This window comes from Solwaraspora sp. WMMD406 (assembly GCF_029626025.1).
Taxonomy (GTDB): Bacteria; Actinomycetota; Actinomycetes; order Mycobacteriales; family Micromonosporaceae; genus Micromonospora_E.
Genome location: NZ_JARUBF010000001.1, coordinates 5928134 through 5954091, shown reverse-complemented (window position 1 = coordinate 5954091; position 25958 = coordinate 5928134). Strand labels below are relative to the sequence as shown.

General features: G+C 72.4%; 19 protein-coding genes. 15 read left to right on the top strand and 4 right to left on the bottom strand.

The window, feature by feature from the left end:
- Nucleotides 1–76 precede the first annotated feature (76 nt).
- From O7632_RS26430 to O7632_RS26400, 7 genes are all read left to right on the top strand, one after another.
- Complete coding sequence (locus O7632_RS26430) at nucleotides 77–655, top strand: IS607 family transposase (RefSeq protein ID WP_278118150.1); 579 nt, start codon at nucleotides 77–79, stop codon at nucleotides 653–655.
- A complete protein-coding gene (tnpB, locus tag O7632_RS26425) occupies nucleotides 652–2034 on the top strand; it encodes an IS607 family element RNA-guided endonuclease TnpB (protein ID WP_278118148.1) in 1383 nt (460 codons plus the stop codon). The genes O7632_RS26430 and tnpB overlap by 4 nt, the downstream gene beginning before the upstream one ends.
- 47 nt (nucleotides 2035–2081) lie before the next feature.
- Nucleotides 2082–2567 carry an SRPBCC family protein gene (locus O7632_RS26420; protein WP_278118146.1) on the top strand — a complete coding sequence of 162 codons (486 nt, stop codon included), beginning with the start codon at nucleotides 2082–2084 and terminating at the stop codon, nucleotides 2565–2567.
- Nucleotides 2568–2692: 125 nt separating this feature from the next.
- Nucleotides 2693–6199, top strand: coding sequence for a cyclic nucleotide-binding protein (locus tag O7632_RS26415; RefSeq protein ID WP_278118144.1), 3507 nt, complete (start codon nucleotides 2693–2695; stop codon nucleotides 6197–6199).
- A 17-nt stretch (nucleotides 6200–6216) separates the two neighbouring features.
- Nucleotides 6217–6432 (top strand): hypothetical protein, encoded by a 216-nt coding sequence (locus O7632_RS26410; RefSeq protein ID WP_123605212.1) that lies wholly within the window; start codon nucleotides 6217–6219, stop codon nucleotides 6430–6432.
- Nucleotides 6433–6511: 79 nt separating this feature from the next.
- On the top strand, nucleotides 6512–7564 hold the full coding sequence (locus tag O7632_RS26405; RefSeq protein ID WP_278118140.1) for a hypothetical protein: 1053 nt from the start codon (nucleotides 6512–6514) through the stop codon (nucleotides 7562–7564).
- A gap of 88 nt (nucleotides 7565–7652) precedes the next feature.
- Nucleotides 7653–8996, top strand: coding sequence for an ABC transporter ATP-binding protein (locus O7632_RS26400; protein WP_278118139.1), 1344 nt, complete (start codon nucleotides 7653–7655; stop codon nucleotides 8994–8996).
- Nucleotides 8997–9086: 90 nt separating this feature from the next.
- On the opposite strand, the gene O7632_RS26395 is transcribed toward O7632_RS26400, so the two are convergent.
- Complete coding sequence (locus O7632_RS26395; RefSeq protein WP_278118137.1) at nucleotides 9087–10661, bottom strand: serine/threonine-protein kinase; 1575 nt, start codon at nucleotides 10659–10661, stop codon at nucleotides 9087–9089.
- Between the two features lie 239 nt (nucleotides 10662–10900).
- On the opposite strand from O7632_RS26395, the gene O7632_RS26390 reads away from it, so the two are divergent.
- From O7632_RS26390 to O7632_RS26370, 5 genes are all read left to right on the top strand, one after another.
- Nucleotides 10901–11737 carry a patatin-like phospholipase family protein gene (locus tag O7632_RS26390; RefSeq protein WP_278120415.1) on the top strand — a complete coding sequence of 279 codons (837 nt, stop codon included), beginning with the start codon at nucleotides 10901–10903 and terminating at the stop codon, nucleotides 11735–11737.
- The gene (locus tag O7632_RS26385; protein ID WP_278118135.1) at nucleotides 11737–12795 is read left to right on the top strand and encodes a 1-acyl-sn-glycerol-3-phosphate acyltransferase; all 1059 of its coding nucleotides are present in this window, start codon (nucleotides 11737–11739) and stop codon (nucleotides 12793–12795) included. The genes O7632_RS26390 and O7632_RS26385 overlap by 1 nt, the downstream gene beginning before the upstream one ends.
- A gap of 9 nt (nucleotides 12796–12804) precedes the next feature.
- The gene (gene cutA / locus O7632_RS26380) at nucleotides 12805–13125 is read left to right on the top strand and encodes a divalent-cation tolerance protein CutA (protein ID WP_278118133.1); all 321 of its coding nucleotides are present in this window, start codon (nucleotides 12805–12807) and stop codon (nucleotides 13123–13125) included.
- A gap of 216 nt (nucleotides 13126–13341) precedes the next feature.
- On the top strand, nucleotides 13342–17163 hold the full coding sequence (locus O7632_RS26375) for a hypothetical protein (RefSeq protein ID WP_278118131.1): 3822 nt from the start codon (nucleotides 13342–13344) through the stop codon (nucleotides 17161–17163).
- Between the two features lie 184 nt (nucleotides 17164–17347).
- The gene (locus O7632_RS26370; protein WP_278118129.1) at nucleotides 17348–18370 is read left to right on the top strand and encodes an acyl-CoA desaturase; all 1023 of its coding nucleotides are present in this window, start codon (nucleotides 17348–17350) and stop codon (nucleotides 18368–18370) included.
- A 49-nt stretch (nucleotides 18371–18419) separates the two neighbouring features.
- Here O7632_RS26370 and O7632_RS26365 read toward each other — a convergent pair whose 3' ends face one another.
- Entirely contained in the window at nucleotides 18420–19244 is an 825-nt protein-coding gene (locus O7632_RS26365) for a hypothetical protein (RefSeq protein WP_278118127.1), read from the bottom strand.
- 191 nt (nucleotides 19245–19435) lie between these two features.
- Between O7632_RS26365 and O7632_RS26360 the strand changes: the two genes are divergently transcribed.
- Together O7632_RS26360 and O7632_RS26355 are read left to right on the top strand one after the other, a co-directional pair.
- Nucleotides 19436–19729, top strand: a complete 294-nt coding sequence (locus O7632_RS26360) for a 4a-hydroxytetrahydrobiopterin dehydratase (protein ID WP_278118126.1) — start codon at nucleotides 19436–19438, stop codon at nucleotides 19727–19729.
- Nucleotides 19730–19745: 16 nt separating this feature from the next.
- On the top strand, nucleotides 19746–20861 hold the full coding sequence (locus tag O7632_RS26355) for an FHA domain-containing protein (RefSeq protein WP_278118124.1): 1116 nt from the start codon (nucleotides 19746–19748) through the stop codon (nucleotides 20859–20861).
- 38 nt (nucleotides 20862–20899) lie between these two features.
- Here the strand turns inward: O7632_RS26355 and O7632_RS26350 are convergent, their stop codons facing one another.
- Together O7632_RS26350 and O7632_RS26345 are read right to left on the bottom strand one after the other, a co-directional pair.
- Complete coding sequence (locus O7632_RS26350; protein WP_278118123.1) at nucleotides 20900–21454, bottom strand: Uma2 family endonuclease; 555 nt, start codon at nucleotides 21452–21454, stop codon at nucleotides 20900–20902.
- 374 nt (nucleotides 21455–21828) lie between these two features.
- Complete coding sequence (locus O7632_RS26345) at nucleotides 21829–22392, bottom strand: Uma2 family endonuclease (RefSeq protein ID WP_278118121.1); 564 nt, start codon at nucleotides 22390–22392, stop codon at nucleotides 21829–21831.
- 185 nt (nucleotides 22393–22577) lie between these two features.
- Between O7632_RS26345 and O7632_RS26340 the strand changes: the two genes are divergently transcribed.
- Complete coding sequence (locus tag O7632_RS26340) at nucleotides 22578–25922, top strand: DEAD/DEAH box helicase (protein WP_278118119.1); 3345 nt, start codon at nucleotides 22578–22580, stop codon at nucleotides 25920–25922.
- Nucleotides 25923–25958 lie beyond the last annotated feature (36 nt).

Here is a 25958-nt window from a genome sequence, read left to right as displayed (position 1 = left end):
TGGTGTGACCAAAGGGGCTGACAACTGTTGGCTTTCGGTCTTCACTAGTGCTCATTAGTCGGCTATAGTTCGCATCTTGAATTTGAAGGAATGGGCAGCGGTCACCGGAATCTCGTACGCGACGGCACGTCGGCGTTACGAGTCCGGGACGCTGCCCGTTCCCACCTATCGGATCGGCCGTCTGATCATGGTCGGGGAGCCGGTCACTGGTACGCCGGCCGCTACCGGGCAGACCGTGGTGTACGCGCGGGTGTCGTCGGCCGATCGGAAGGCGGATCTGGACCGGCAGGTCGCGCGGGTGGCGGTGTGGGCCACCGGGCGCAAGCTCGGTGTGGACCGGGTGGTGGCCGAGGTCGGCTCGGCGTTGGACGGGCATCGTGAGAAGTTCCTGGCCCTGCTGCGCGACCCGTCGGTGTCCACGATCGTGGTCGAGCACCGGGACCGGTTCGCGCGTTTCGGTGCCGAGTGTGTCGAGGCCGCGTTGGCCGCGCAGGGCCGGCGTCTGCTCGTGGTCGATCCGGCCGGGGTCGATGACGATCTGGTCGGTGATGTGACGGAGATCCTGACGTCGTTGTGTGCCCGGCTGTACGGCGGTCGTGCTGCCGTGGACCGGGTCCGCCGGGCGGTCGAGGCCGCGACCGGGGACCCGGTGTGAAGACGATTCAGGCGTACCGGTTTGCTCTGGACCTCACCCCGGGTCAGGAACGCGCGGTGCTCGGGCACGCCGGGGCGGCGCGGGTGGCGCACAACTGGGCCCTGGCTCGGGTGAAGGCGGTGATGGACCAGCGGGCTGCCGAGCGTTCGTACGGTGTGCCCGAGGATCGGCTCACCCCGGCAGGGTCGTGGTCGTTGCCCGCGCTGCGCAAGGCGTGGAACGCCGTGAAGAACGACGTGGCGCCGTGGTGGCGGGAGTGCTCGAAGGAGGCGTTCAACACCGGCCTCGACGCGCTCGCCCGTGGCTTGAAGAACTGGGCCGACTCCCGCAACGGCGTGCGGACCGGCCGCCCGGTCGGCTTCCCCCGGTTCAGGTCCCGCCGCCGCAGCGTCCCGAGCGTGCGGTTCACCACCGGCGCGATCCGCGTCGAGCCGGACCGCAAACATGTGGTGCTTCCGCGTCTGGGCCGGTTGAAGCTGCACGAGTCGGCCCGCAAACTCGCCCGCCGTCTGGACAACGGCACCGCCCGGGTCATGTCCGCAACAGTGCGCCGTGACGGCGGCCGCTGGCATGTATCGTTCACCGTCGAGGTCGAACGCGCCGCACGCGGCCCGGCCCGGCCGGACTCGGTGGTCGGTGTCGACGTCGGGATCACGCACCTCGCGGTGTTGTCCACCGGCGAGCTGGTCGACAACCCACGGCACCTGCTCGCCGCGCGGCGGCGGATGCGCACGCTCGGCCGGGCGCTGTCGCGGAAGACCGGTCCGGATCGGCGTAACGGGCGACGTCCGTCGAAGCGGTGGGAACGGGCCGCGCGCCGGCTCGGCCGCGCTCACGCCCGCGTCGCCAACCTGCGCCGTGACGGCCTGCACAAGCTCACCACCCGGCTCGCCACGACGTACGGCACGGTCGTGGTGGAAGACCTCAACGTGGCCGGGATGCTGGCCAACCGCAGGCTGGCCCGGCACATCGCCGACGCCGGATTCGCGCAGATCCGCCGCCAGCTGGCGTACAAGACCGGATGGAACGGCGGCTGGCTGCTGGCGGCCGACCGCTGGTACCCGTCCTCGAAAACCTGCTCGGCCTGCGGCACGGTGAAAGCCAAGCTGGCCCTGTCCGAGCGTGAGTACCAGTGTGCGGCGTGTGGTCTGGTCATCGACCGGGACCGCAACGCCGCCCGTAACCTGGCCGCGCTCGCGGCTGTGTTCGACACCACCGCCGGGAGTGGCCTGGTGGCAGCACGTGGAGCCGACCAGAAGACCCGCGTACGCGGGCAGGTGGCCGAGAAGCGTGAACCCGGCACGGCACCCGCCGGTCAGACCGGGACCGTCCCACCGCAAGGCGGGACTACCAACCGTGTGCTTGCTCAAGCACACTGAAAGGTAACGGTTGGTCACGCCGCTCGCCGCTCGCTACGTTCGGCGCCGTGCGGACGGAGACCTTCACCGACGAGTTCACCGTCGCGGCGCCGCCCGAACGGGTGTACGCGCACCTGGCCGAGCCGACCAACCACATCGGCCTGTCGCCGTTGATCGTCGCGGTCCGCGACGTCGTGGCGGAGACCGACGACGCCGGCCGGGCGGTGCTGCGCTACGTCGCGGTCGAACGGTTCACCATCGCCGGTCCGCTGCGGTACGACAACGTGCTGCGGGTCCGGCAGACCGCCACCGTGCCGGGCCGGGAACTGGTGCTGGAGGTACGCAGTCCCGCGTGGGTCTCGGTCCGCTTCGTGATGACGGTGGCACCGCACCACACCGGTCCGGCGGCTACCAGTCCGGCGGCCACGGGTTCCCGGGTGACCGTCACCGTCCGTCTCCGGATGCCTACCCTGTTGCGATCCTATGTGGTGCGTACGGCCAGGCGGGTGCAGGTGTTCCGGGCGCGTACGCTGACCGAAAGGATGAGTGACTGACCCCGGCGTAGTCGATCGACGAGACTATTTCCACGGGACATGCTGTCCGATAGCGGTCCCGCAGTCGCGTACGAGTGGCGTTCCGGTCTAACCTGCAGCCGCGAACAGTCGCGGAGGAGCAGGCAGTGACGGTCGTCGAGACCCGGATGAGCGTGTGGGAGGCCCTGGCCGGACGGGCGCCGGGGCAACCGGTCGCACCGGCCGACCCCGGACTGTGGGCGGCCGTGGTCGAACGGCTCAACCCTGCCCGGGCCCGCCCGGTGCTGCGCTCCGGCATCGAGTACGTCGAACTTGTCTCGGTCCGCGACGTGCCGTACGTCATGCTCAAGTCCCCGGACGACCGGGGCGGTGCCCGCTACCTGCGGCTGACGCCGGATGAGTGGCGGCTCGCCCAGCTGATGGACGGCACCCGTACGGTGGCCCGGCTGGTCGCCGAGTTCGCCCGGATCGCCGGCCGACTCGCCCCGGACCAGGTGACCCGGGTCGTCGCCGACCTGGCCGGCAACCGGATGCTCGCCGAGCTGCCGGTGGACGCCTTCCGGCCGCTGGACCGGGTGCACCGCCGGCCCTGGCCGGTCCGGGCCGGCCGGACACTGCTGGCCGCCGCGCAGGGCCGCCGTACCGTACTGGCCAACGTCGACCCGCTGGTCGGCGCGCTCTACCGGGGCGGCGGGCGGCTGCTGTTCACCCGGGCGGCGGCGATCGTGCTCGGCGTACTCGCGGTGTTCGGTTTCGGACTGTTCTGCTGGACCTGGTGGCGTGGCGACCAGTCGGTCTTTCTCACCGGCGGGTCGTACGTCGCCGGTGCCGCCGTTCTGCTCGGGTTGAACGTGCTGGCGTTGGCCTGCCACGAACTCGGCCACGCGCTGGCCACCAAACACGCCGGCCGGCGGGTCCCGGCCGCCGGTTTCCTGATCTACTTCGGCATCCCGTCGGTCTTCGTGGACACCACCGACGTGTGGATGGCCGACCGCCGCTCCCGGCTGGTGACCACCGCGTCCGGGCCCGCCGCCGGGCTGGTCCTGGCCGGTATCGCCGGTATCGTCGGATTCCTCTTTCCGGCGGCGGCGCCGTGGACGTTCAAGCTCGCCTTCGCCTGGTATCTCAACGCCCTGTTCAACCTCAACCCGTTTTTGGCGTTGGACGGCTACTACCTGCTGATGGACTGGTTGGAGATCCCCAACCTGCGGGCCCGTGGGCTGGCGTTCGTCACCGGCCGGCTGCGTCGCCGTGGGCCGCGCTGGGCGGAGCTGGACCGGGAGGGCCGGCTGGTCGCGCTCTACGGGATGTTGGCCATCCTCTGGCTGGTCATCGCGGTCAACCTTTTCTGGCGGATCTGGACCGACCGGGTCGCCGGCCTGGTCACCGGGCTGTGGCGGTCCGGCTGGCCGGCCCGGATGCTGCTGGTCGCGGTGGTCGCTGGTCTGGCCGCGCCACTGGTCTACCTGGCCGTCGGCTGGCTGGCCCGGCGCTACCGGCGGCTACGGGTCAGGTGGGCCGAACGCCGGCACGCCTCGGACACCCCACGCCGGCTCGACGCGTTGCGGTCCAGCGCGCTGCGGGTCCTGCCGCCGGAGGCGTTGGGCCGGTTGGCGTCCCGGGCCCGTTGGGTGCATCCCCGTACCGGGGAACAGCTCGTCGCCGCCGGTGCCGCGCAGCCGGCGGTGTTCGTCGTGGTCGACGGCGCGGTGGAGGGCCGGGCCCTGGGTGACCTGGCCGGAACCGTCCGGGAGCGGCTCGGGCCGGGTGGCCTGGTCGGGTTGGCGAGCGTGCTCACCGGCCGGCCGGCGGCGTTGAGCTGGCATACGGCCGGTACCACGTTGCTCGCCTTGCCGCCGTCCGTCGTGGCTGGCGTGATCGGTCCGTTGCCCGGACCGCCGCCGGCGGAGCGGACCGCCGCCGAGGCGCTGTTCGCCGAGACCCCGGCGTTGTCCGGACTCACCGGGGAGGACCGTCTCGGGCTGGTGTCCCGGGCCCGGCCGGTCGGGTTGCCGCCCGGTGCCCCGGTCCGGCTCCTCGGCCCGCATGACGCCGTCGTGGTGGAGTCGGGGGTGATCGCCCTCGCCGACGGCACCGAGCTGCGTCGCGGCACGATGATCGGTCCGGTGGGTGCCGAACCCCCGGAGGCGGTGGCGGTGACCCGTACCCCGGTCCGGTTGTGGCAGTTGCCGGCGGTGGCGGGCCTGCCGATGCTGCTCGGCGCGGCACCGGCCCAAGTCGCCGAGGCGTCGGCGGCGGCGATCCAGGGTGCCGCCCCGGCCAGCGGGGTGCATCCGGCCGGTGACTATCCACCGCTGGCGGCACCGCCGGGACCGCCGCCGCGTGGCGGTGACGACCAGGTGGACGGGCGGTTCGAACGCCGGTTGTGGTGGCTGGTCCTGCTCCTGCTGCTGTTCGCGTTGCTGATCACCGGGACGAACCTGTTGCCCGGTCCGGCCTGGGCGGAGATGCCCGCCGACCGGGCGTTGCTGCGCGTCGAGCGCGGCACGGTCCGGGTGGTGACCGGCGGCGAACCGGTCACGCTGCGCGACGGGGCGGCGATGTACGTCGGTGCCGGCCACCGCGTCGAGGTGGCCGATCGGTCGACCGGCGAGTTGATTTTCCGCGGCGGCGCGGCCACCGTGCTCTGCGCGGGCGTCCGGGCCGAGGTCGGGGCGTTGTGGAGCACTGGTACGCGGCCCGTCGCACCGAACGCGGAACTGACCCTGGACCGGGGGCGCGTTCTCGCCGACACCGCCAGCACCTCGGCCGCGTTCCGGCCGCTGGCGTTCACCGTGACCAGCCGGGGCGAGGAGATGGCGAACCGGGGTGAGGCCTGGTTCGCGGTCAACTCCGGGCAGGTCCGGGTCGCGATCGGTGAGGTACGCCGCAACGGGGTGACCCAGCAGGCCACCGGTGAGCGGCTCGGCTGTGGCGACGGCGCGGTGATCGACCCGCCGGGCGGGACGGCCAGCGAGCCACCTGCCGCCGGTACCCCGACCCCGGAGGCGCCGACGGTGCAGAGTCCGTCGCCGGATCTCTCCGCCACCAGCCAGCCGGTGCCGACGCCGGGGCTCAGCCCGAGCCCACCGCCGGTGCCCGGCCCGACCACCGCGCCGCCCGCGCCGGACCCGTCGCCGAGTACGTCGCCGTCGCCGTCGCCGTCGCCGTCGCCTCGGCCGTCGACCACGACCGCGCCGCCGACCACACCCCCGCCGCCGACGACCGCGCCGCCGACCACGCCCCCGCCGCCGACGACCGCGCCGCCGACCACGCCCCCGCCTCCTCTGGTGATCTCCTGGGTGAACGAGCCCAGCGGGGAAATCGGACAAGACGCCGGCGGTGCTCCGTGTGGCGGGCCGAATTCGACGACCGCCGGCGCCGCTGTGCGGGTCGCCGGGGATCCTCCCGGCGTCAACGTGGTGCTCTCCTGGAGCGGATTCGCCCAAGGCGGCACCAGCATGAACCCGGACGGCCCGGTCTACTACGGTGCGGTGGGTCCGGTCGACTACTCCGGTGAGCCGAACTCTGGTGGATCACTGGCGATCACTGTGATCGCCACTGACCGGCAGGGCAGGACCAGTTCGCCGATCGAAACGAAGATCTCGGTCGCCCCGTGTCGGGCGACCGCCGCTGGCGCGGAGATCAGATGACCCGAGTGGAGATATAAGTGTTGTGTTGGTTCTGCCCGAAGGCGGCCCGGGGCGGGTGCCGGTTCTGCGGCCGGGGGGTCTGCGAGGACCACGCCCGGTTCGGGCCGTACCTGCTGGAGGTCCACCGGTCGGAGCGCCGGGGCCGGGCGGAAGGGCTGGTCGTGGAGGACGCCCTGCAATGCGGGACCTGCCGGCCGCGCCCGCAGCCGGTGCCGATGCCGGAGCTCGACTGAGCGGCCCTGACTCGCCCCGCCGCCGAGCTGGTGACGTTGGCATACCCTGGTCGGACATCATCGATGAGGGGGTTCAACGATGAGTGACTTCGACACCGTGTTGGAAAGGCTGCTCACCGATCCCGGCTTCGCCGCGACGCTGGCGGCCGACCCGGACGCCGTACTCGCCGGATATCAGCTCACCGCGGACGAGGCCGAGTTGTTGCGGACCCAGTCGGGTGCCACCAGTGCCGGCGCGAGCGCGGTGGAGACCCGGGCCAACCAGTCGAGCGCCTTTGGTCTGCTCAGTCCGGTGACCGGGCTGCTGGGCGGGTTCGACGGGCTGGGCGGATTCGCCTCGGGCTCGGCACCGGCCGAGCAGGGCATGGGGCCGGGCCCGGCGGCGGGCGGCCCGGGGGAGCAGGAGGCCGCCAGTGGTTTCGGCGCGGCGCCAGCGGTGAGCGGGATGGGTTCCTCGGCGGGGCCTATGCCCACCGGCGGCTCCGGCGGGGGCGGCGGGGGCGGGGGTGGCGGCATCGGCGGGTTCGGCGCCGAGATCGGCGCGATGCTGCGGCAGCCCGACGACACGGCGTTCGGTGCCGCGCCGACGTCGACCAGCGGGTTCGGCACCGAGCCGGGTCCGGCGACCTGGTCGGGCCGGGCGTCGGTGCCGACCAGCGGATTCGGTCCGGCCGAGTGGCCGGCGGGTGGGTCGGGTCCGGCCGATCCGCCAGCAGATGGGTTCGGTCCGGCCGAGCCGCCGGTGCCGGAGGGCTACCGGACCCGCGTCGACGCCGACGGCGACGGGCGTTGGGACCAGCACATCGTGCGTGGCCGCGCCGACGGCGGGGCCGACATCCTGGTCGACCGCGACGGTGACGGGCGGGTCGACTTCGTCGGCCACGACACCGACGCCGACGGCCTGGTCGAATCGGCCTCCTACGACACCACCGGGGACGGCTTCTTCGACCAGACCCACTACGACGACGACGGCGACGGATGGCTCGACCGCCACGTCGATCACCCCCCGCCGGCACCGCAGCCGCCGCCGGCACCGCAGCCGCCGCCGGCACCGCCGTCCCGGCCGGCTGGTTCCGCTGGCGGTGGGCTGATCGGCGGCAACCTCGGCGACCTGCCGGAGGAGCTGCGCTGACCGCTCGACGGCCGTCGTCCACCTTCTGCCGACAGGGACTGGCGCCGATGCCTGTTCGCCCCTGACGATAGGGGCGGGAGGTGATCGCATGGTCGCTATCGCCACCGAGGAGCTGACCAAGGTCTTCGATGACGGCACTGTGGCCGTGGACCGGGTCGACATCACGGTCCAGTCCGGCCAGTTGCTGGTCCTGCTGGGGCCGACGGGGTGCGGCAAGTCGACCATCCTCCGGCTGGTGGCCGGTCTCGAAGAGCCCACCTCCGGGCATGTGCGTATCGACGGGCAGGTGGTCGACGGCCGGTCCGCGCAGCAGCGCCGCGTCGCGATGGTCTTCCAGGACTACGCCCTGTATCCGCATTTGACCGTGGCGCAGAACATCGCGTTCCCGTTGCGGATGGGGCACGGGCCGGCGGTGAATCGACGGATTCGTCAGGTCGCCACCGAGCTCGGCATCGTCGAGCACCTGCACCGCCTGCCGGCGGCGCTGTCCGGGGGGCAGCGGCAGCGGGTCGCGATGGCCCGGGCGATCGTCCGGGAGCCGAAGGCCTTCCTGCTCGACGAACCGTTGTCCAACTTGGATTCCGGTCTGCGGGCGGAACTGCGGGCCGACGTCACCGCGCTGGCCCGTCGGCTCGGCGTCACCACCGTGTACGTCACCCACGACCAGACCGAGGCGTTGACCATGGCCGACCGGCTCGCCGTACTGCGTCGGGGCCGGCTGCAGCAGATCGGCCCGCCGGCGGAGGTCTACGGTGATCCGGCGAACGTGTTCGTGGCGGCCTTCCTTGGCAACCCGAGGACCAGCCTGTTGCAGGGCGCGGTGTACGCCGAGCCGGAGCGGCTGGTCGTCGACCTGGGCGCGCAGGTGCTCGACTTGCCGGTGGACGACGCCCGGCTCGCCGGGCTGGCCGATCATCACACCGAGCGGGTCACGGTGGCGCTGCGCGCCGACGCCTTGTCGGTCGTCACGTCCGCCGTACCGCCGCAGACCACGTTGCGCGGCACGGTCCGTTCCGTGGAGAACCTCGGCCACGAGTCGCTGGCCCGGGTGGACACCGGCAGTGTGCCGACGTCCGGGGCGGAGACACGTCTCGACCTGCCCGATCCCGATGTGCGTCTGGCCGAGCTGCTGGCCGAGGATCCGCCGACCGGTCATCATCTGCGGCAGGCGATCGCCCGGATCGTCCCGCAGCACCGCCGGGCCGGTCCGCCGGCCACGGCCCGCACCGAGTACGGCTTCTACCCGGTGTACGAACCCGAGGCCGACGGCGTGAGCGCGGTCACCGACGGCGACGTGGTGGTCCGGGTGCCCGCGCCCGGCCGACCCCGACCGGGCGACACGATGACGCTCGCGGTGGATCTCGACCGGCTGTTGTTGTTCGACCGGTCCGGTGACCGGATCCGACTCGGTCGAGCCACCGGATCAGGCTGAGCCACCAATCAGGCTGAGCACCGGACCAGGCTAGCGCCGGATCAGGCTGAGCCACCAGGTCAGGCTGAGCCACCAGGTCAGGCGGCCGGGTCAGGTCGCGGCACCGGCCAGCTGGTCGAGCGCGGAGTCCAGCTCCGCCGCGTACGCGTAGGTGATCGCGCCCTCGTTGGCCCGGACCGCCACCTTTTGCCGCACGTGGTCCACCTCGCTGTCGATGTCGACGGATCCGCTGGTCAGCGCCACCCGCAGGTTGCGGACCAGATTCTGCAGGTCGAGGCCGGCGTCGCGGCGGATCGCGCCTTCGGCCAGTCCCTCGTCGATGACCTGGCCGAGTTGACTGATCGCCTCGGTGACGGTGGGTACGGTGGCCGGCGTGGTCACGGTCGTCGGGGCGGCCGTGGTCGGGGCGGCGGTGGTCGGGCCGACCGTCGGTTGCGCCGAGGGGGTCGGCGGTGGCGTGGCGGGTGGGCCGGTGGGTGCGACCGGGGCGCTGCTGTACGACGGTCCGGCCAGCGGCGCGGGGTGGTCGTCGCCTGATTGCACCAGCAGGACGGCGACGACGACCGCCGCGCCGAGCACGCCGAGCGTGCCGAGGACGGCCGTCGTCGGTGACAGCCACCGCGGTCGCCCGACGTGGGGTGGCTCGGCCCTCGGTACGGCTGCCGGTTCGGCCGTCGGTGGGGGCGGGCCGGCCACTGCCGGCGCGCTCGCCGCCGGTGCCCGTTCCGTGGCCATGACCACCCCGGCGGGTCTGCCGGCCGGCACTGCGGCCGGCCGGTCGGCGCGTACCGTCGGCAGGGTGATGGTCGGGGAGAGCATCGTGGCCGCCTGCGGATCGGCCGGCAGCAGTTGGTCGCGCAGCGTCACAGCGACCTGGTGTGCGGTCGGCCGGTCGAGGGGGTCACGGGCCAGACACCGCAGGCAGATCTCGGCCACCTGAGCCGGCAGTCCGGGTACCGCCAACGGCGGGATGTCGTGGTCGAGCGCGCGGGTCAGGTCCTCCCAGGTGTCGGCCGGGTACGGGACCCGTCCGGTCAGCGTCTCGTAGAGCAGGACGCCGAGGGAGTAGGTGTCCGTGGCGGGCTGCGCGGGTGTCCCGTCGAGGCGTTCCGGTGCCACGTACGCGGGGGTGCCGAAGGTTTCGCCTTCTTCGTCCTCGTCGGGTGCGCCGACGTGAGTGGCGATGCCGAAGTCGAGGACCTTGGCACCGACCGCGGTCATCATGATGTTGGCCGGGGTGACGTCGCGGTGCACGATGCCGAGCCGGTGCGCGGCGGCGAGCGCCTCCGCCACCTGTGCGCAGACTTCCACCGCCTCGGGCCAGGGCAGCGGGCCGGCGGTCAGCCGGGCGTCGAGTTCCTCGCCGGCGAGCAGTTCCATGACGACGAACGCGGTGACGGTGCCGTCCGTGCCGACCGCCTCGCCGTAGTCGTGTACGGCGGTCACGTGCGGGTGGATCAGTTGGGCGGCGGACCGGGCTTCTTCCCGGACCATGCTGCGGAACCGGGCGTCGGCGGCCAGTGAGGCGGCGAGCACCTTGATCGCGACCACCCGGTCGAGCACCTCGTCGCGGGCACGCCAGATGACGGACATGCCGCCGGCACCGATCCGATCGATGAGACGGTACCTGCGGGCGAGCAGTTCGCCGGCGTGCAGCGATGCCATCGTTGTCGCACCTGCCTGGGGAGTGGAGGTCGTATCAGGCTGCGCGAATTGGCACGTCCTGTCAACGGCACGTTAAACAGGTAAACATTTATTATTTAAGCTGACATACCTGTCAATTGATTATTAGCTGCTAATACCGGGCAGCAACCGGTTCGCCCGTTATCGGGAGATGAGCCCGGCGGGCCGGGCCGGGCCGACGTGATCCGAGCCACCGTGCCGGACGTGCCAGGATGGACGCCATGGTCAGCGGCCCGGTGGCGTTCGTGCTCGGCGGCGGCGGTGTGCTCGGCGCCGTCGAGGTCGGCATGCTGCGCGCCCTGTTTCGGTCGGATATCCGACCCGACCTGGTGATCGGCACGTCGATCGGCGCCGTCAACGGGGTGCTGGTCGCCGCCGACCCGACCGAAGCGGTCACCCTGCGACTGGTCCGGCTCTGGGCCTCCCCGGAGGCCAGCGAGGTGTACGGCGACTCGATGGCCCGCCAACTGCGCCGGTTCGCCGCCCGTACCCATCTGCACTCGCCGCGCCCGCTGCGCCGGCTGCTCGAACGCGAACTCGCCGACACCGCGACCTTCGCCGACCTGACCGTACCGTTCCAGTGCTGCGCGGCGAGCATCGAACGGGCCGCCGAACACTGGTTCGACGCCGGACCGCTGGTGCCGGCCGTGCTCGCGTCGGCGGCGGTGCCCGGCCTGCTGCCGCCGACCGAGATCGACGGCGAGCATTTCATCGACGGCGGCATCGTCAACTCCATCCCGATCGGCAAGGCCGTCGAGGCCGGCGCCAAGCGCGTCTTCGTCCTGCAGGTCGGCCGGATCGAGCGGCCCCTCAGCCCACCGCGCCGGCCCTGGGAGGTGGCGCAGGTCGCGTTCGAGATCGCCCGCCGGCACCGGTTCGCCCGCGAACTTGCGGCGCTGCCCGACGATGTGGAGGTCCACGTGCTGCCGACCGGTGGGGGAGAGCCACGCGATGACACACCCTGGGCCTACCGCGACATGACCGCGATCGGTCGACGGATCAGCCGCGCCTACACCGCGTCGCGGCGGTACCTCAAGACGAACGTGACCGGCTGCTGATGCCACTGCCACCCCGGTGGGTACGCCGAGTCCTGTTCGGACCCGCCGTACTGCTGCTCGCCGTCGTGGTGGTGACCACCCTGCCGGTCTGGACGGTCCTGGTGGCCGCCGCCTCGCTGCTGGTGCCCGGCCGGCTGCGGGTGCTCCGCCTGTTCTGGCTCGCCCTGGTCTACCTGCTTTGGGACGCGGCGGCGCTGGTCGCCCTGTTCGCCCTGTGGGTGTCGTCGGGCTGCGGCTGGAAGATCCGCTCACCGGCGTTCCAACGGGCGCACTACGTCCTCACCGGATGGTTCCTGACGTTCTTCTTCTGGCACGCCCGCTGGGCGCTGCGGCTGCGTATCGAGGTGGTCGGCACCGACCCGGACACCGCGCTGCCCGGCCGTCCCGAGTTGGTGGTGTGCCGGCACGCCGGACCGGGTGACTCGTTCATCCTGATCCACGGCCTGGTCAACTGGTTCGACCGGGAGCCGCGCATCGTGCTCAAGGACACCCTGCAGTGGGATCCGGCGATCGACGTGTTGCTGAACCGGCTGCCCAACCGGTTCATCGCGCCGGGCCGTGCCGGCCGCGACGGCGGTGACGGCGGTGACGGCCGTAACGGCGGTGAGTCGGTCGAGGCCCAGGTGACGCACCTGGCCACCGGGCTCGACGCCAACGACGCGTTCGTCATCTTCCCCGAGGGCGGCAACTTCACCCCGGGCCGGCGCAGCCGGGCCATCGACCGGTTGCACGCGCTCGGTCTGCACGGCATGGCCGCCCGCGCGCAAGCCATGCGGCACGTGCTCGCGCCCCGCCCCGGCGGCCTGCTGGCGGCCCTCGACGCCGCCCCGGACGCCGGCGTCATCTTCGTGGCGCATACCGGCCTGGACCGGATGCTCACCATCGCCGACGTGTGGCGGGAACTGCCGATGGACAAGCGGATCGTGATGCGATTCTGGTCGGTGCCGCCGGAGCAGATCCCGGCCGGCCGCGACGAACGCATCGAGTGGCTGTTCGACTGGTGGGCCCGGATCGACGCGTGGATCGAGCAGCACCACACGGACACCTTCACGGCGTAGGGTTCGCCCGTGGAACAAATCTCCATTGTCACGACGGTGGTGGATGCCAGATCAGTGGCGGACGTGCTGGCCGCCTCGGCGGTCGCCGGACGGTTCGCCGCCTGCGCGCAGGTCGGTGGACCACTGGCCAGCACCTATTGGTGGGACGGCCGGGTGGAGACGACCAAGGAGTGGTCGGTCCAGTTCAAGACGGCCATCGACCGCAGCGATCCGCTGGTCGCCTATCTGCGGACCGCGCACCCGTACGACGTACCGGAAATTCTCGTCGCCGTCATCGAAGCCGGCAATCCCGACTACGCCCGCTGGGTCCACGAACAGACCCGGCCCTGACCCGGCCGACCCCGGTACCCGGACAATCCGGTACCGAGCCGGTCCGGTACCCCAGGCGCCCCGGTACCCGGACAATCCGGTACCTGCCCGACTCGGTACCCGGTGTTGAGCGGTCGATGGCTCTGCCGCCCGGCCCGGTACCTGGTCCGTTCGGCCGATCGAAGCTGAGTATCCGCACTCTGTCTCGGCCGCCGCCGTCCGGGTGATCATGCTGGCATGAGCAGCACCGTCGCGCCCCGCTACCCCTGCCCGGTCTGTGGCGCCGGGGCCACGCTCGCCGCCCCGTGTCCGGGCTGCGGGCGGGCCCCGGACCCGATCGCCGCCGAAGTGATCCGGCTCGACGGCGAACTCGCCGCGCTGTCGGCCCGCACCGAACAGGCCCGCCAGGCGTGGCTCGCGCTCAGTGGGCAGTTGCGCGCCGTCGGCCAGCGCCGGCACCAGTTGGCGGCGCAGGTGCAGTCGGCGGTACGGGCATCCGCCCGGCCGGGGGTACGGGCACCGCTGCCGGCTGCGGTACCGCCGGTGCCGGTGCCGGTCGCCGGGCAGCCGGGACCCGTACCGCCGGTCGCCGGGCAGCCGGGACCCGTACCGCCGGTACCTCGGACGCGGCCGGAGGCGTCCATCCGTACCGTGCAGAACGTCTTGTTCGTCCTTGGCGGACTGCTGCTCGGCACCGCCGCGATCGTCTTCACCGCCGTCGCCTGGACCACCGTCGGGGTCGGCGGCCGGGCCGCGATCCTGGCCGGCGTCACCGCCGTCGTGCTCGCCCTGCCGCCGCTGGCCAACTGGCGCGGCCTGCGCGGCACCGCCGAGACGTTCGCCGCGATCGGCCTGCTACTGGTGCTGCTCGACGGGTACGCGGCCCGCTACGTCAACCTGTTCGGCGCGGGCGACCTGCCCGCCGCCCGGTACGCGGCCGCCGCCTTCGCCGCCACCGCACTGGTCGCCGCCGGCTACCACCAGCTCACCGGCCTGGCCGCCGCCCGGTTCGCCACCCTGACCGCCGCCCAGCCGGTGCTGGTGCTGCTCGCCGTCGACACCCGCCCGGACGCCGCCGGCACGACCCTGTTCCTGCTCGGCGTCGCCGCGCTCAACCTGGCGCTGATCGTGCTGGCCGCCCCCGCCTGGCGGGTGCTGCGGATCGCTGGCTGGGCGCTGTTCGGCCTGGCCCTGGCCGCCGCCGGGATCGCCGCCCTGGTCGCCCTGCTGCTCGGGCACCCCACCCGACTGCCGGTGCTGGCCGGCGTACCGCTGCTCGCCGTCGTCGCCGTGGCGTTCGTCGCCGCCCTGACCACCGGCAACCGGCTACTGGTCGCCGTCAGCCTGGCCGCCGTACCGCCCGCGCTCGGGCTGGCCGCCGTACGGGCCGGCACCGAACTGTGGCCGTCGCTGACCGGCCTCTGCACCGCGCTGGTGGCGCTCGGCCTGGCCCTGGCCGGTGCGGCGGCCCGGCGGCGGCTGCCGGCCACCGTACGGTTGGGCCCGTGGGCGGGCGCGGTCCTGGTCAACGGGGTGTACGCGCTGATCACGCTGCTCGTGGTGGCGGCCGTCGCCGTGACCAGCGTGCTGGCCGCCCGGCCGTTGTGGCAGGCCGGCGACGCGACTCGCGGCGGTGCCCCGACCATCCCCGCCGACTGGCAGCTGCCGGTGTCGGTGCTGCTGATCAGCACCGCGTTGGCGGTGCTGATGCCCCGGATCGCCTGGTCCGGCCTGTTCACCGTCGGCTGGGCCGCGCTGCTGCTCGCCGTACCGGCGGCGGTGCCGATGCCGTGGTGGACGGTCGGCGTGCTCGGCCTCGTCGCCGGCGTCGCGTTCGCCGTACGGGCGGTGCGGGCACCACACCTGCGGGAGGCGCTGCCCAGTGCCGGGGTCGCGGTGCTGCTGACCGGCCACGCCGTCCTGGTCGGCCTCGGCCGGCCGATCGCCGCCACCGCCATGGTCGGGGTCGTCGTCGCCGCAGGCCTGGCGGTGGCGGCGATCGGCCGCCGGGTCGGCAGTCGGCCCGGTGCCGGCGCCCATCACGAGATCATCGGCGGAATCGGAGCGGCGGTGGCCGTGGTCGGCTGGCCGGTCGTGGTGGCGCTGGCCGTGTTCACCGCCGACGTACCGGCCGGCTGGCCCGCCCGCGCCGCCGTGGCCGCGATCACCGTGCTGCCGGCCGCGCTGGTCGCGGTCCGCCGCTGGTGGCCCGGCCATCTGGTCCCCGCCGCGACGGCGACGACCCTCGCCGCCGTCGGTGCGGGCTTCGCCCCGGCGCTGGCCGGCATGCGGTTCGGGCCGGCGGAGTCGGCCGGGGGCTACGCCGCCTGGGCCGCGCTGGTGGTGGTCGTCGCGGTGCTGTCGACCCCGACCGGTCTGCTGCGAGTCCGCCAGCCGCAGGCCGACCGGTCCGCCGCAGACCCGGCCACCGCCGGTCCGGCCGCCGCCGACCCGGCCACCCCCGACCCGGCCACCAGCGGGGCGCTGCCGGCGGCCGGGCTGCGGATCGAGCGGGGTTCGCTGTGGGGGCTGCGGCTGATGATGATCTGCGGCGCTGGCCTGCTGGCGCTGCCGGCCGTGGCGTCGGTGCTGCCCGCGCTGGGTGCGGTGCTGCTGCGGCCGTACACCTGGGTCGACGGCGTCTGGACCGGCGTGCCGGTCGGGGTCGGTCTCAGCCCGGCCGGCGCCCTGACCGTGCCGGCCTCGGCGGCGGTCACCCTGGCGGTACTGACCGCCGGTGCGGCGGCGCTCGCCTGGTGGCGTCCGGTCGCCGCCCCGCCGAGTCCGGCGCGGACCCGCCGGCTGGCGCTGGCCGCGATTCCCACCGGGCTGCTGACCCTGCTGGTCGCCCTGGCCGCCGCTTCGGCACCGTGGCCGATCGTGCCGGCGCTCACCCTGCTCGGTGGTCTCGCCGCGCTGGTCGCCGCCGCCCGTGCCGCCACCGTGCTGCCCGTGGTGCCGGTGGCGCTGCCGCTCGGGGTGCTGCTCACCGTCGCCGGGCTGGCCGGTGCGCTGCCGGTGCAGGCCAGTACGTTGACCGCGCTGGCGCTGCTGGTCGCGGTCGCGGCGGCGATCGGGGTCGCCGGGCGACGAGCGGCGGTACGGGTCGTCGGCTGGGTCGCGGCGGTCGCGGCCGGCACCGTACTGGCGGTGTCCAGCGGCCGGGCCGCCGACCTGCCGGCCCGTACCACCGGGTACGCCGTACTCGCCGTCGCGGCGCTCGCCCTCGCCGTCGGGGCGCTGCTGATCCGGTACGCCGGGCCGCGTGGCGCTGTCCAGACGCAGGCGCAGGCGCAGGCGCGGGCCGGGCGTCGGGGCGAGTCGGTGGCGGTGGAAGCGGCCGGGCACGCGGCGGCGGTGACCGCGCTGCTGATGACCATCGGCTCGGCCCGGCACGCGGCGGCGGTCTGCACCCTGTGGGGCGTCGCGCTCGGCGTGCGGGCCGTGGCCGCCCAGCTGACCGGTGCGACGGGCGCGACCGGTGCGACTGAAACGACCCCTGCGGCCGCCGCTGTGGCCGACGCGGCCGGGCACCGGCCGTCGCTACTGCACCGGCCGTGGGTGCTCGGTGTCGCGGCGCTGGCCGCCGAGATCGGTGCCTGGTGGCTGCTGCTGACCACCGCACAGGTGTCGCTGACCGAGGCGTACACCCTGCCGCCGGCCCTCGCCGCGCTGGCGCTCGGCTGGTGGGCGTTGCGCACCCACCCGACCTGGTCGAGCTGGCTCGGGTACGGTCCCGGGCTGGCCGCCGCGCTGCTGCCCAGCCTCGGCTCGGTGCTGGTCCTCGACGGGCAACCGGTCCGGCGGCTGCTGCTCGGTGCCGGTGCGGTGGCGGTGGTGCTGGCCGGCGCGGCCTACCGCCGGCAGGCGCCAGTGGTGCTCGGCGGCGCGGTGCTGGTGGTGGTGGCGGTTCGGGAGCTGGTGGCGGTGTGGGATCTGCTGCCCCGGTGGAGCTTCCTGGCCGTCGGCGGGCTCGCGCTGATCACCCTGGCGGTCACCTACGAGCGTCGCCGACGTGACGTGCACCGGTTGCGCAGCGCCGTCGGCCGGATGAGCTGACGCCGGGGTCAGCCCCACGACCAGGGCGGGCGTACGCCGCGTCGGCCCCCGATGGTATGGCCTGCCCTACCCCCGGTCTGGGGGTGCGCTGGCTTACCGGCCGCGACGACCCGACGCACACTTGATCAGCAAGCCCGCCGCCGTCCCACGGCCGGGGTCGACCAGACGGGAAGATCGGACCTTGATGACTGTTGCCGCACCCACCCGCCCACCCAACAGCCGAGGTAGTGACTTCGCCCAACTGGCCCGCCGGATCAGCCAGGCTGGTCTGCTGGAGCGGCGGACCGGCTGGTATGTGGCCCGGATCTGCTTCACGGTCGGGGCCTACCTGGCGGGTTGGGCGCTGTTCGCCGCCGTCGGTGACTCCTGGTGGCAGCTGCTGGTGGCGGTCGGTCTGGCGGCGGCAACAACCCAGGTCGCCTTCCTCGGCCACGACGTCGGCCACCGGCAGGTGTTCCGGACCCGGCGGGTCAGCGAGGTCACCGGCATGTTGCTGGGCAACCTGGCGGTCGGGCTCAGCTACGGCTGGTGGATGGACAAGCACACCCGCCACCACGCCAACCCCAACCACACCGACGAGGATCCGGACGTCGGGGCCGGGGCGCTGGTCTGGACCGAGGAGCAGGCGCTCGCCACCCGGGGCGCCGGCCGGTGGCTGGCTCGCTGGCAGGCGTACCTGTTCTTTCCGCTGTTGCTGCTCGAAGGGCTGGCGCTGCGGGTGACCAGCGTCCGGTCGGTGATCAACGGACCGGTCCGGCACCGGACGGCGGAAGGCGCGTTGCTGATCGCGCACACCGCCACGTACCTCGGTCTGATCTTCACGGTGCTCTCGCCGGCGCGGGCGGTGCTGTTCGTCGTCGTGCATCTGGCCGTGTGGGGCCTCTACATGGGGTGCGCGTTCGCGCCCAACCACAAGGGGATGCCGACGTTCACCGCCGAGGACAACCTGGACTTCCTACGCAAGCAGGTGCTGACATCGCGCAACGTACGGGGTGGCTGGTTCGTCGACGTGCTGCTCGGCGGGCTCAACTACCAGATCGAGCACCACCTGTTCCCGAGCATGCCCCGACCGCATCTGCGGCACGCCCAGCCGATCGTGCGCGGCTACTGCCGGGAGCAGGGCCTGCCGTACGTCGAGACCGGGTTGATCGCCTCGTACGCCGAGGCGCTGCGCCACCTGCACGCCGTCGGCCGGCCGCTGCGCTGAGTTCCGCTGACCCGACCGCGCGACGTCGCGCGGTCGGGTCAGCTGTGGCTCAGGCTTCGAGCATGCCCAGCATGGCGTCCGGCAGCGGCATGATCTCGCCGTCGGTCGGTGCTTCCACGCTGACCGGCGCACCGAAGTTGGAGTAGCGGGCCTCGATCGTGCCCATACCCGGTGCCAGGCTGGCGGTGTCGACGACCAGTTCGACGAGGCGTCCCTCGTCGTCGAGGGTGGCGGTGAACGGCACGGCGGTGGCCCGGTCGCCGAGCGCGTCGAGCATCTCCGGGTCGGCGGTGGAGGATTTGGTCATATCTATCGTGCCGGACATGGTGGTGTCGCTGGTCCACTCGACGTCCACCAGGCCTTCGATCATGTTGGCCGCGCCGGCCGGGTCGCCGTCGGGCATCATGTCGAAGGCGCTGCCGTCGGGGATCTTGCTGGTGTCGACGTGCAGCCAGACGTCGCTCATCTCGGCCATCTCGTCGCCGGCGATCCGCATGTACAGATCCTGCTCCAGCATGATCATGTTGATCTTCATCAGCTCGGAGCCGACGCCCATGAACATCTCGTAGCGGGCCCGCTTGTTGACCGGGTCGAGCGAGCCGGTCGCCTCCATGCTGCCGTTCGCGCCCATCGCCATCGTCATGGCGACCTGGACGGTGTCCTCGTTGAGTTTGGTGGTCGCGGCGATCAGCGCCTCCCGGGCGTCACCCTTGACGTCGCCCTCGGCGGTGGCCTTGCCGGTGATCGGACTGGTCTGGACGTCAGGTGAACTGGTGCCGGCACCGGCGATGACGCCGCAGCCGGAGCCGGAAACCGCGAGCGTGAGCGCGGCGACGACACCGAGCCCCGTCGTCGTCAGCCGTCGAGTGCGCATGAGGGATCCATCCTTGTCGAAGCGGGAAGGAGTGGGCCGAAGGGGAAGGTTGATCGATGCCGGCCCAGCCTAGCCAGCACCCGCAACCAGCCCGTCCGCGCGAACCGTCCGCCCCGCCGGCCGGTCGCCACCTGATCGGCGCGCTGTCGCGATCTGATCACCGGGCGACGGTAGCCGGTAAGGTCAGCGGCATGGCAGAGGTGCTCGACACCGCACAGGTGCAGGCCGCGCTCGCCGGGTTGACCGACTGGTCCGGTGACTCGACGGCAATCGTCCGTACCGTCACGTTCGCCACCTTTCCCGACGCGATCGCCGTGGTGACCAGGGTGGCGATGGCCGCCGAAGAGCGAGATCATCATCCGGACATTGACATCCGCTGGCGGACGCTGACGCTGCGCTGCAGCACCCACTCCGCCGGGGGAACCACCCAGCGCGACATAGAGTTGGCCCGCCGCATCGACGAGATCATCGCGGCGCAGGTCTGAAACCGGGGGGCGTACGGTGAGATTCGAGGTCAGCAAGGTACTCGACGCGATCGAGCGCCGGTTGAGCACCGATCCGGCGACGGCACGGGCCGTCGTCGACCTCGCCGAGGTGGTGCGCTACGTCGACTTCGACAACGGGCGACCGGCCAACATGCTGCGCCTCGGCCAGCTCGTCGACGCGCTCGGCCGCGAGGTCGCCGAGGAAAACGTCCCGGTGTACGTCGTCGTGCACCGTGGCCTGCTCTCCGACGCCGACCTGACCTCCAACGAACGGATGGTCGCCCGCCGCTGGGCCGACGACGGCCTGGTGGAGGTGCTCGCCAACCCGGCCGACCGGCTGCTGGAGGTCGCCGAACTGCTCGGCCTGCCGGTGCTCAGCCGCAACCGCTTCGAAGGCCTGCGCGGGCGCTACCAGTGGCTCGGCCAGCCCGGCCGCCTCCTCGCCCCGCTGCCCGGCCACGGCGGACCGGCTCTGGTGGCGCGGGCCGGTGGCGGCAGCATGCCGACCACCGCCGATCCGTCGCCCGCAGGCGCGCAATTGCTGGCCCGGCTGTGGCACTGCCCCGACCCGGACTGCGCGCTGTTCGGTCAGATGCGGGTGGGCCGCCCCGGTGGGCAGCCGCCGCCGACGCTACGGACCGGCCAGCCGACCTGCCCACGCCACGAGGAACGGCTGACCGAGACCGGGCCGCGTCCGCCGGCCGAGGTGCTGTCGATCCGGATCGACGGGGTGATCCGGCAACGGTTCGTCGTCTCCGCCGACCATCCGATGGTGGTGGGCCGCGCCCCGGAAGGCGGCAAGGGGATCATGCTCGGGCAGTGGCTCAGCGAAGAGGCCCGCCGGTGGATCAGCCGCAGCCACGTACGGTTCGAGCTGCACGGCAAGGACCTGGTGGTGCAGGACGTCAGCACCAACGGCACCGGCGTGCGGCCCGGTGGCTCGCCCGACGACGACGAGCGGCGCACTATCAAACGGCAGGCCCGCCCGCTGCACGCCACCGACGTCGTCGAGCTCTACCCGGGCGTACACATCGGACGGTCTCGGATCTGGGCCACCGGCGGGGTGACCAACCCGACGTCGGTGATGGCCGACGCCCCGACCATGTCGATGCGTACGCTCGAACGCCCCTGACCCGCCCCGCCGGTCTCGTCCGCCCGGACCGTCGCCCCTCAGCCGAGATGGTCGGCCGGGGACGTCTGCAGCAGCCAGGCCAGGGGCATCTTCGCCTGCTCCTGGTAGGGGCCGTGGGCAGTGAGCCGGTGCAGGGTGACGGTCTGCGCGCTGTCCCGGTCGACTACCCAGTACTGCGGGATGCCGGCCGAGGCGTACTCCCGGACCTTGGTCATCGCGTCCATGGCCTCCGAACCGGGCGAGACGATCTCGACCACCAGCACGATGTCGGTCACCGCCGACCAGACACCTCTGGTGGGTGGCTTGCGCCACACACTGAGGTCGGGGATCCGTCCGCCGTCCCGATCCGGCCCTGGTATCCGTACGCCGACCGCCTGCAGCACCCGCTCAGCCGGCCAGCCGGCCACGATGAGCCAGGCCGACAGCCGGCTGGCGATTATCGCGTGCTCGGAGTCCGGTGGTGGCATGACGGAGAGAACCCCTTCGGGACTGGTTTCGTAGCGATGCCCGTTCGGGTCGGCGGCGTTCATCGCGGCCGCGTCGTCGAGCGTCACGACGGCGGGCATGTGCATGCCGACGGCCTCAGCGCTCATGAGCCTCATGGTAGTCGTCCGAGCCGTTGATGGGGCGGGCGCGGGCGACGACACCGGGGCGGTCAGCGCGGACTTGTAGACCGCGATGGCGACCATCCGCCCGTCCCGGCCGCTGGCGACGACGGTGGCGAGGACCCCGACGACCAGCGACTCCTCAAGGTCGAGGCCGTATCAGCACGGTGCCAGCTGTGCCAGTCGATTCCAGCCAGGCCGGGAACAGGCCGCCGGGACACCTATATCCGTTCGCGGCTGATCCCCCTGCGGGATCATGATCCCGCAGGGGGATCAGCCGCGAAATGAGTATCGGTCCCTAGCCAATCAGTCTGGGCGCGGCGACAGCGGAACTAACGGACGCCGGGATCGTGCCGGCGAGCCTAGAAGTCGAGCAGGGCGTCCGTCGTGATGTCGATGGGAAACGGAAGGCCGGAGGTCAGCCGCTGCCCGGCTGTGGCGACCGCGTGCGCGACGTAGTGCTCGCCCTCCAGCCGGAACAGCCGCAGCGTGAGCGACTCGTAGTCGAACATGTCGGGCTCGACGAGCAGGTACCAGCCGATCCGCGCGGCCGCGTAGAACTGCATCTTCTGCACCCGGTCGGTGGCGACGCTGCTCGGCGAGGTGATCTCGCCGACCAGGACCACCTCGTGCGCGTCGGCGACGCCACCCAGCCGCCCGACCTTCGCCACCACCAGGTCCGGGATCACGATCCGGTTGGCCGCCAGCCGTACGTTGACCGCCTCGTTTGCCCGCAGACCCGCCGCCCGCGCCGCCGGTCGGATCGCCGTCAGGAGAAGAAACGAGATGTCCTGGTGCGGCCTGTTCGGTGCGGGGCCCACCCACAGTCCACCGTCGATCAGCTCGATCCGGTTTCGTGTCTCCCCGAGCGCGAAGTACTCGGCCTCGGTCCACGGCTCCGGATGATCAAGTGCGGCCACGCTCATCGGCAGACTCACCTCCTGACAGATCCTGTCACAAGTCTCCCACCGCCACGGGCGGCACGCACCCGGATCGTCGCTGGTCGGTGAGCGGCGGGTCGACCGGGCGTCACCGGGACGGGCGGTTAATCGTTGCGCTGACGCCCGGCTAACCTACGTCGCGACGCGGCCTATTCAGGAGACGACGAACAGTGGCGAAGCTGGAACTCACCGTCGAAGAAGCGGCGCTGTGCGGGATCACCGGCGTACGGGCGTTCCTGCGCGCCCGTACCCATCTCGCGGACGGCGAGCTGACCGACGCCCGCTGGGATCCGACGACCGGGCACGCCCAGGCCCGACTCGATCCCGGACAAGGCGGCACGGTGACAGCGGCGGTCACCACCAACGCCGAAGGGCTCGTCGTCGCCGTCGACGGTGACTGCTCCTGCGGCAAGCACTCCTGCGCCCACCCGTACGCGCTGGTGTTGCAGACCGTCATCCTCGCCACGCCGACCATCCCGCAGCAGCGGCAAGCATCCCTGGCCGCGCCGACGGCGAACTGGGAGAAAAGCCTGTCGGCGCTGGTCACCCGCGTCGCCCCGGCCGTCACCGCCGCGCCGCCGGCCCGCGCCACCGTCGGCCTGCAATTCGAGCTGGTCAAAGCGGGTACGGCCAGCGGCGGGCAGACCGGCCGAGTCGCGTTGCGCCCGGTCCTACCCGGACAGACCGGCTGGGTCCGCTCCGGCATCAGCTGGTCGTCGGTGAACTACGCCGGTCACGGTCGATCACCCGAAGCCAAACGACACCGCCGACTGCTCGGCGAGATAATGATGCTGTCGACCGTGGACAGCGATCGGTACGGCTACTACAGCCCCCCGGCGATGATCTTCCTCGACGAGTTCGAGAGTCGGCGGATCTGGGACCTGCTGGCCGAGGCCGACGACGCCGGACTGCCGCTGGTCCAACCCGGCAAGTACGGCCGGCCGGTGATCGTCGGCCGGCAGCCGGCCCGGTTGTCGGTGCAGGTCGATCGCGTCGACGACGACCTGATCGTGCAGCCGGTGCTGCTGGCCGACGGCGTGCCCGTCGGCACCGAGTTCTCCGTCCTCGTTGGCCGGCCGGCGCACGGGATCGCCTGGTGGGGGGAGCGCGGCGGCGTCGAACCGCAGCCCCGGGACCGGGTGCTGCGGCTGGCGCCGCTGTCCAACCCGGTCTCCCCGGCGGCGGCGAAGGCCCTGTCCGGTGCCGCCATCCGGGTACCGGCGGCCGACGAAGAGCGGTTCTTCGCGCAGGCCTACCCGGAGCTGCTCAAACAGGTCGAGGTCGTCGCCGCCGGCCCGGCCGTGCACCTGCCGCCGGTGTCGCCGCCCACGCTCACCCTGGCGGTGACCCCGATGCCGCACCAGACGCTGTCGATCCACTGGCAGTGGGTCCGCGCGATCGGCGCGCACCGGCAGGCCGAGCCGCTGTGGACGACCGGCACCGGCGGGTATGCCGCGTCACGTCGCGACGGGGACGCCGGCCCCCGGGACGCCGTCGTCGCCCAGGTCACCGAGTTGACGGCCAAAGCGGTCCCGGAGGCGATCGAGTCGACTCCGAACGGCCCGCGTCTCGCCGCCCTGGCCACCCTCGGCGGCGACGCCATGATCCGGCTCCTCAGCGAGGTCGTACCCCGGCTCGCCGACATCGACGGCGTCGACGTGATCGAATCGACCGACGAGCCCGTCCCGGCCTACCGGGAAGCGGACGAAGCCCCGGTCATCCGGTTCGCCGGCACCGACAGCGCCGGCTTTGACGGCACCGACAGCCTCGGCCAACACGACTGGTTCGACCTGTCCGTGCAGGTCAGCGTCGGCGGCGAACAGGTCGTCTTCGATCAGCTGTTCACCGCGCTGGCGCAGGACCGGCAATATCTGATCCTGCCCAGCGGCGTCTACTTCAGCCTTGACCGCCCCGAGTTCGCCCAGCTCCGCGAGCTGATTGACGAATCGCGGGCACTGGAGGACCGGCCGCCGGGCGTGCTGCGCGTCGGCCGGTTCCAGGCCGGCCTCTGGGCCGAACTGGCCGAACTGGGCGAGATCACCGGTCAGGCCGCCGCCTGGCAGCGCGCGGTCCGCGAGCTGGCCACCGCTGGCGCCGCCGTCGACCACCAGGTGCCCGAGGAGGTACGGGCGGAGCTGCGCCCGTACCAGCTCGACGGGTTCCGCTGGCTCGCCGCCCTGCGGGAACACCAGCTCGGCGGCATCCTCGCCGACGACATGGGCCTCGGCAAGACCCTGCAAGCGCTGGCCCTGATCCGGCACGCCCGCGCCGACGTGCCGTTCCTCGTCATCGCCCCGGCCAGCGTCATCCACAACTGGGTCGCCGAGGCGGCACGGTTCACCCCCGACCTGACCGTACGGGCGGTCACCCAGACCGTGGCGCGGCGCGGTGTGGAACTCGCCGAGGCGGCCGCCGGGGCCGACGTCGTCGTCACCTCGTACACGCTGCTGCGGCTGGAGTTCGACGACTACCAGGCGCTCGGCTGGGCCGGGCTGATCCTCGACGAGGCCCAGTTCGTCAAGAACCACCAGTCGCAGAGCCACCGCTGCGCCAAGCTGCTGCCGGCACCGTTCAAACTGGCGATCACCGGTACGCCCATGGAGAACAACCTGCTCGAACTCTGGGCGCTCTGCTCGATCACCGCCCCGGGGCTGTTTCCCCGGCTGGACCGGTTCACCGACTACTACCGTACGCCGATCGAGAGGGACCGCGACGGCGACCGGCTCGCCCAGCTGCGTCGCCGCATTCGGCCGCTGATGTTGCGTCGCCGCAAGGCGGACGTCGCCGCCGACCTGCCGGAGAAGCAGGAACAGGTGCTGGAACTCGACCTCGACCGCAAACACCGCCGCATCTACCAGGCCTATCTGCAACGGGAACGGCAAAAGGTCCTCGGCCTGCTCGGCGACCTGGAAAAGAACCGCTTCGAGATCTTCCGGTCGTTGACGTTGCTGCGCCAGGCCAGCCTCGACGTCGCCTTGGTCGACCCGAAACACCAAGGCGTGCCGTCGACCAAACTGGACGTGCTGGCCGACCAGATCACCAACCTCGTCGCCGAAGGCCACCGTACGCTGGTGTTCAGCCAGTTCACGCGGTTCCTCGGCGCGGCGCGGGACCGGCTCGTCGCCGCCGGCTTCCGGTGCGCGTATCTCGACGGGTCGACCAGCGACCGGGCCGGCGTGATCGCCGAGTTCAAACGCGGCGACGCAGACGTGTTCCTGATCAGCCTCAAGGCGGGCGGGTTCGGGCTCAACCTGACCGAGGCCGACTACTGCATCCTGCTCGACCCCTGGTGGAATCCGGCGACCGAGGCCCAGGCCGTCGACCGCGCCCACCGGATCGGCCAGACGTCGAACGTCATGGTCTACCGGATGGTCGCCAAGGACACCATCGAGGAGAAGGTCATGGCGTTGAAGCAGCGCAAGGCCGAACTGTTCAGCAGTGTGCTCGACGGGGGCGAGTTCGCCTCCGCACAGCTGTCCGCCGCCGACATCCGGGACCTGCTCGACCTCGACTGAGGCCGCCCGGCCACCCTCGCCGGAGCCGCTGGGCGA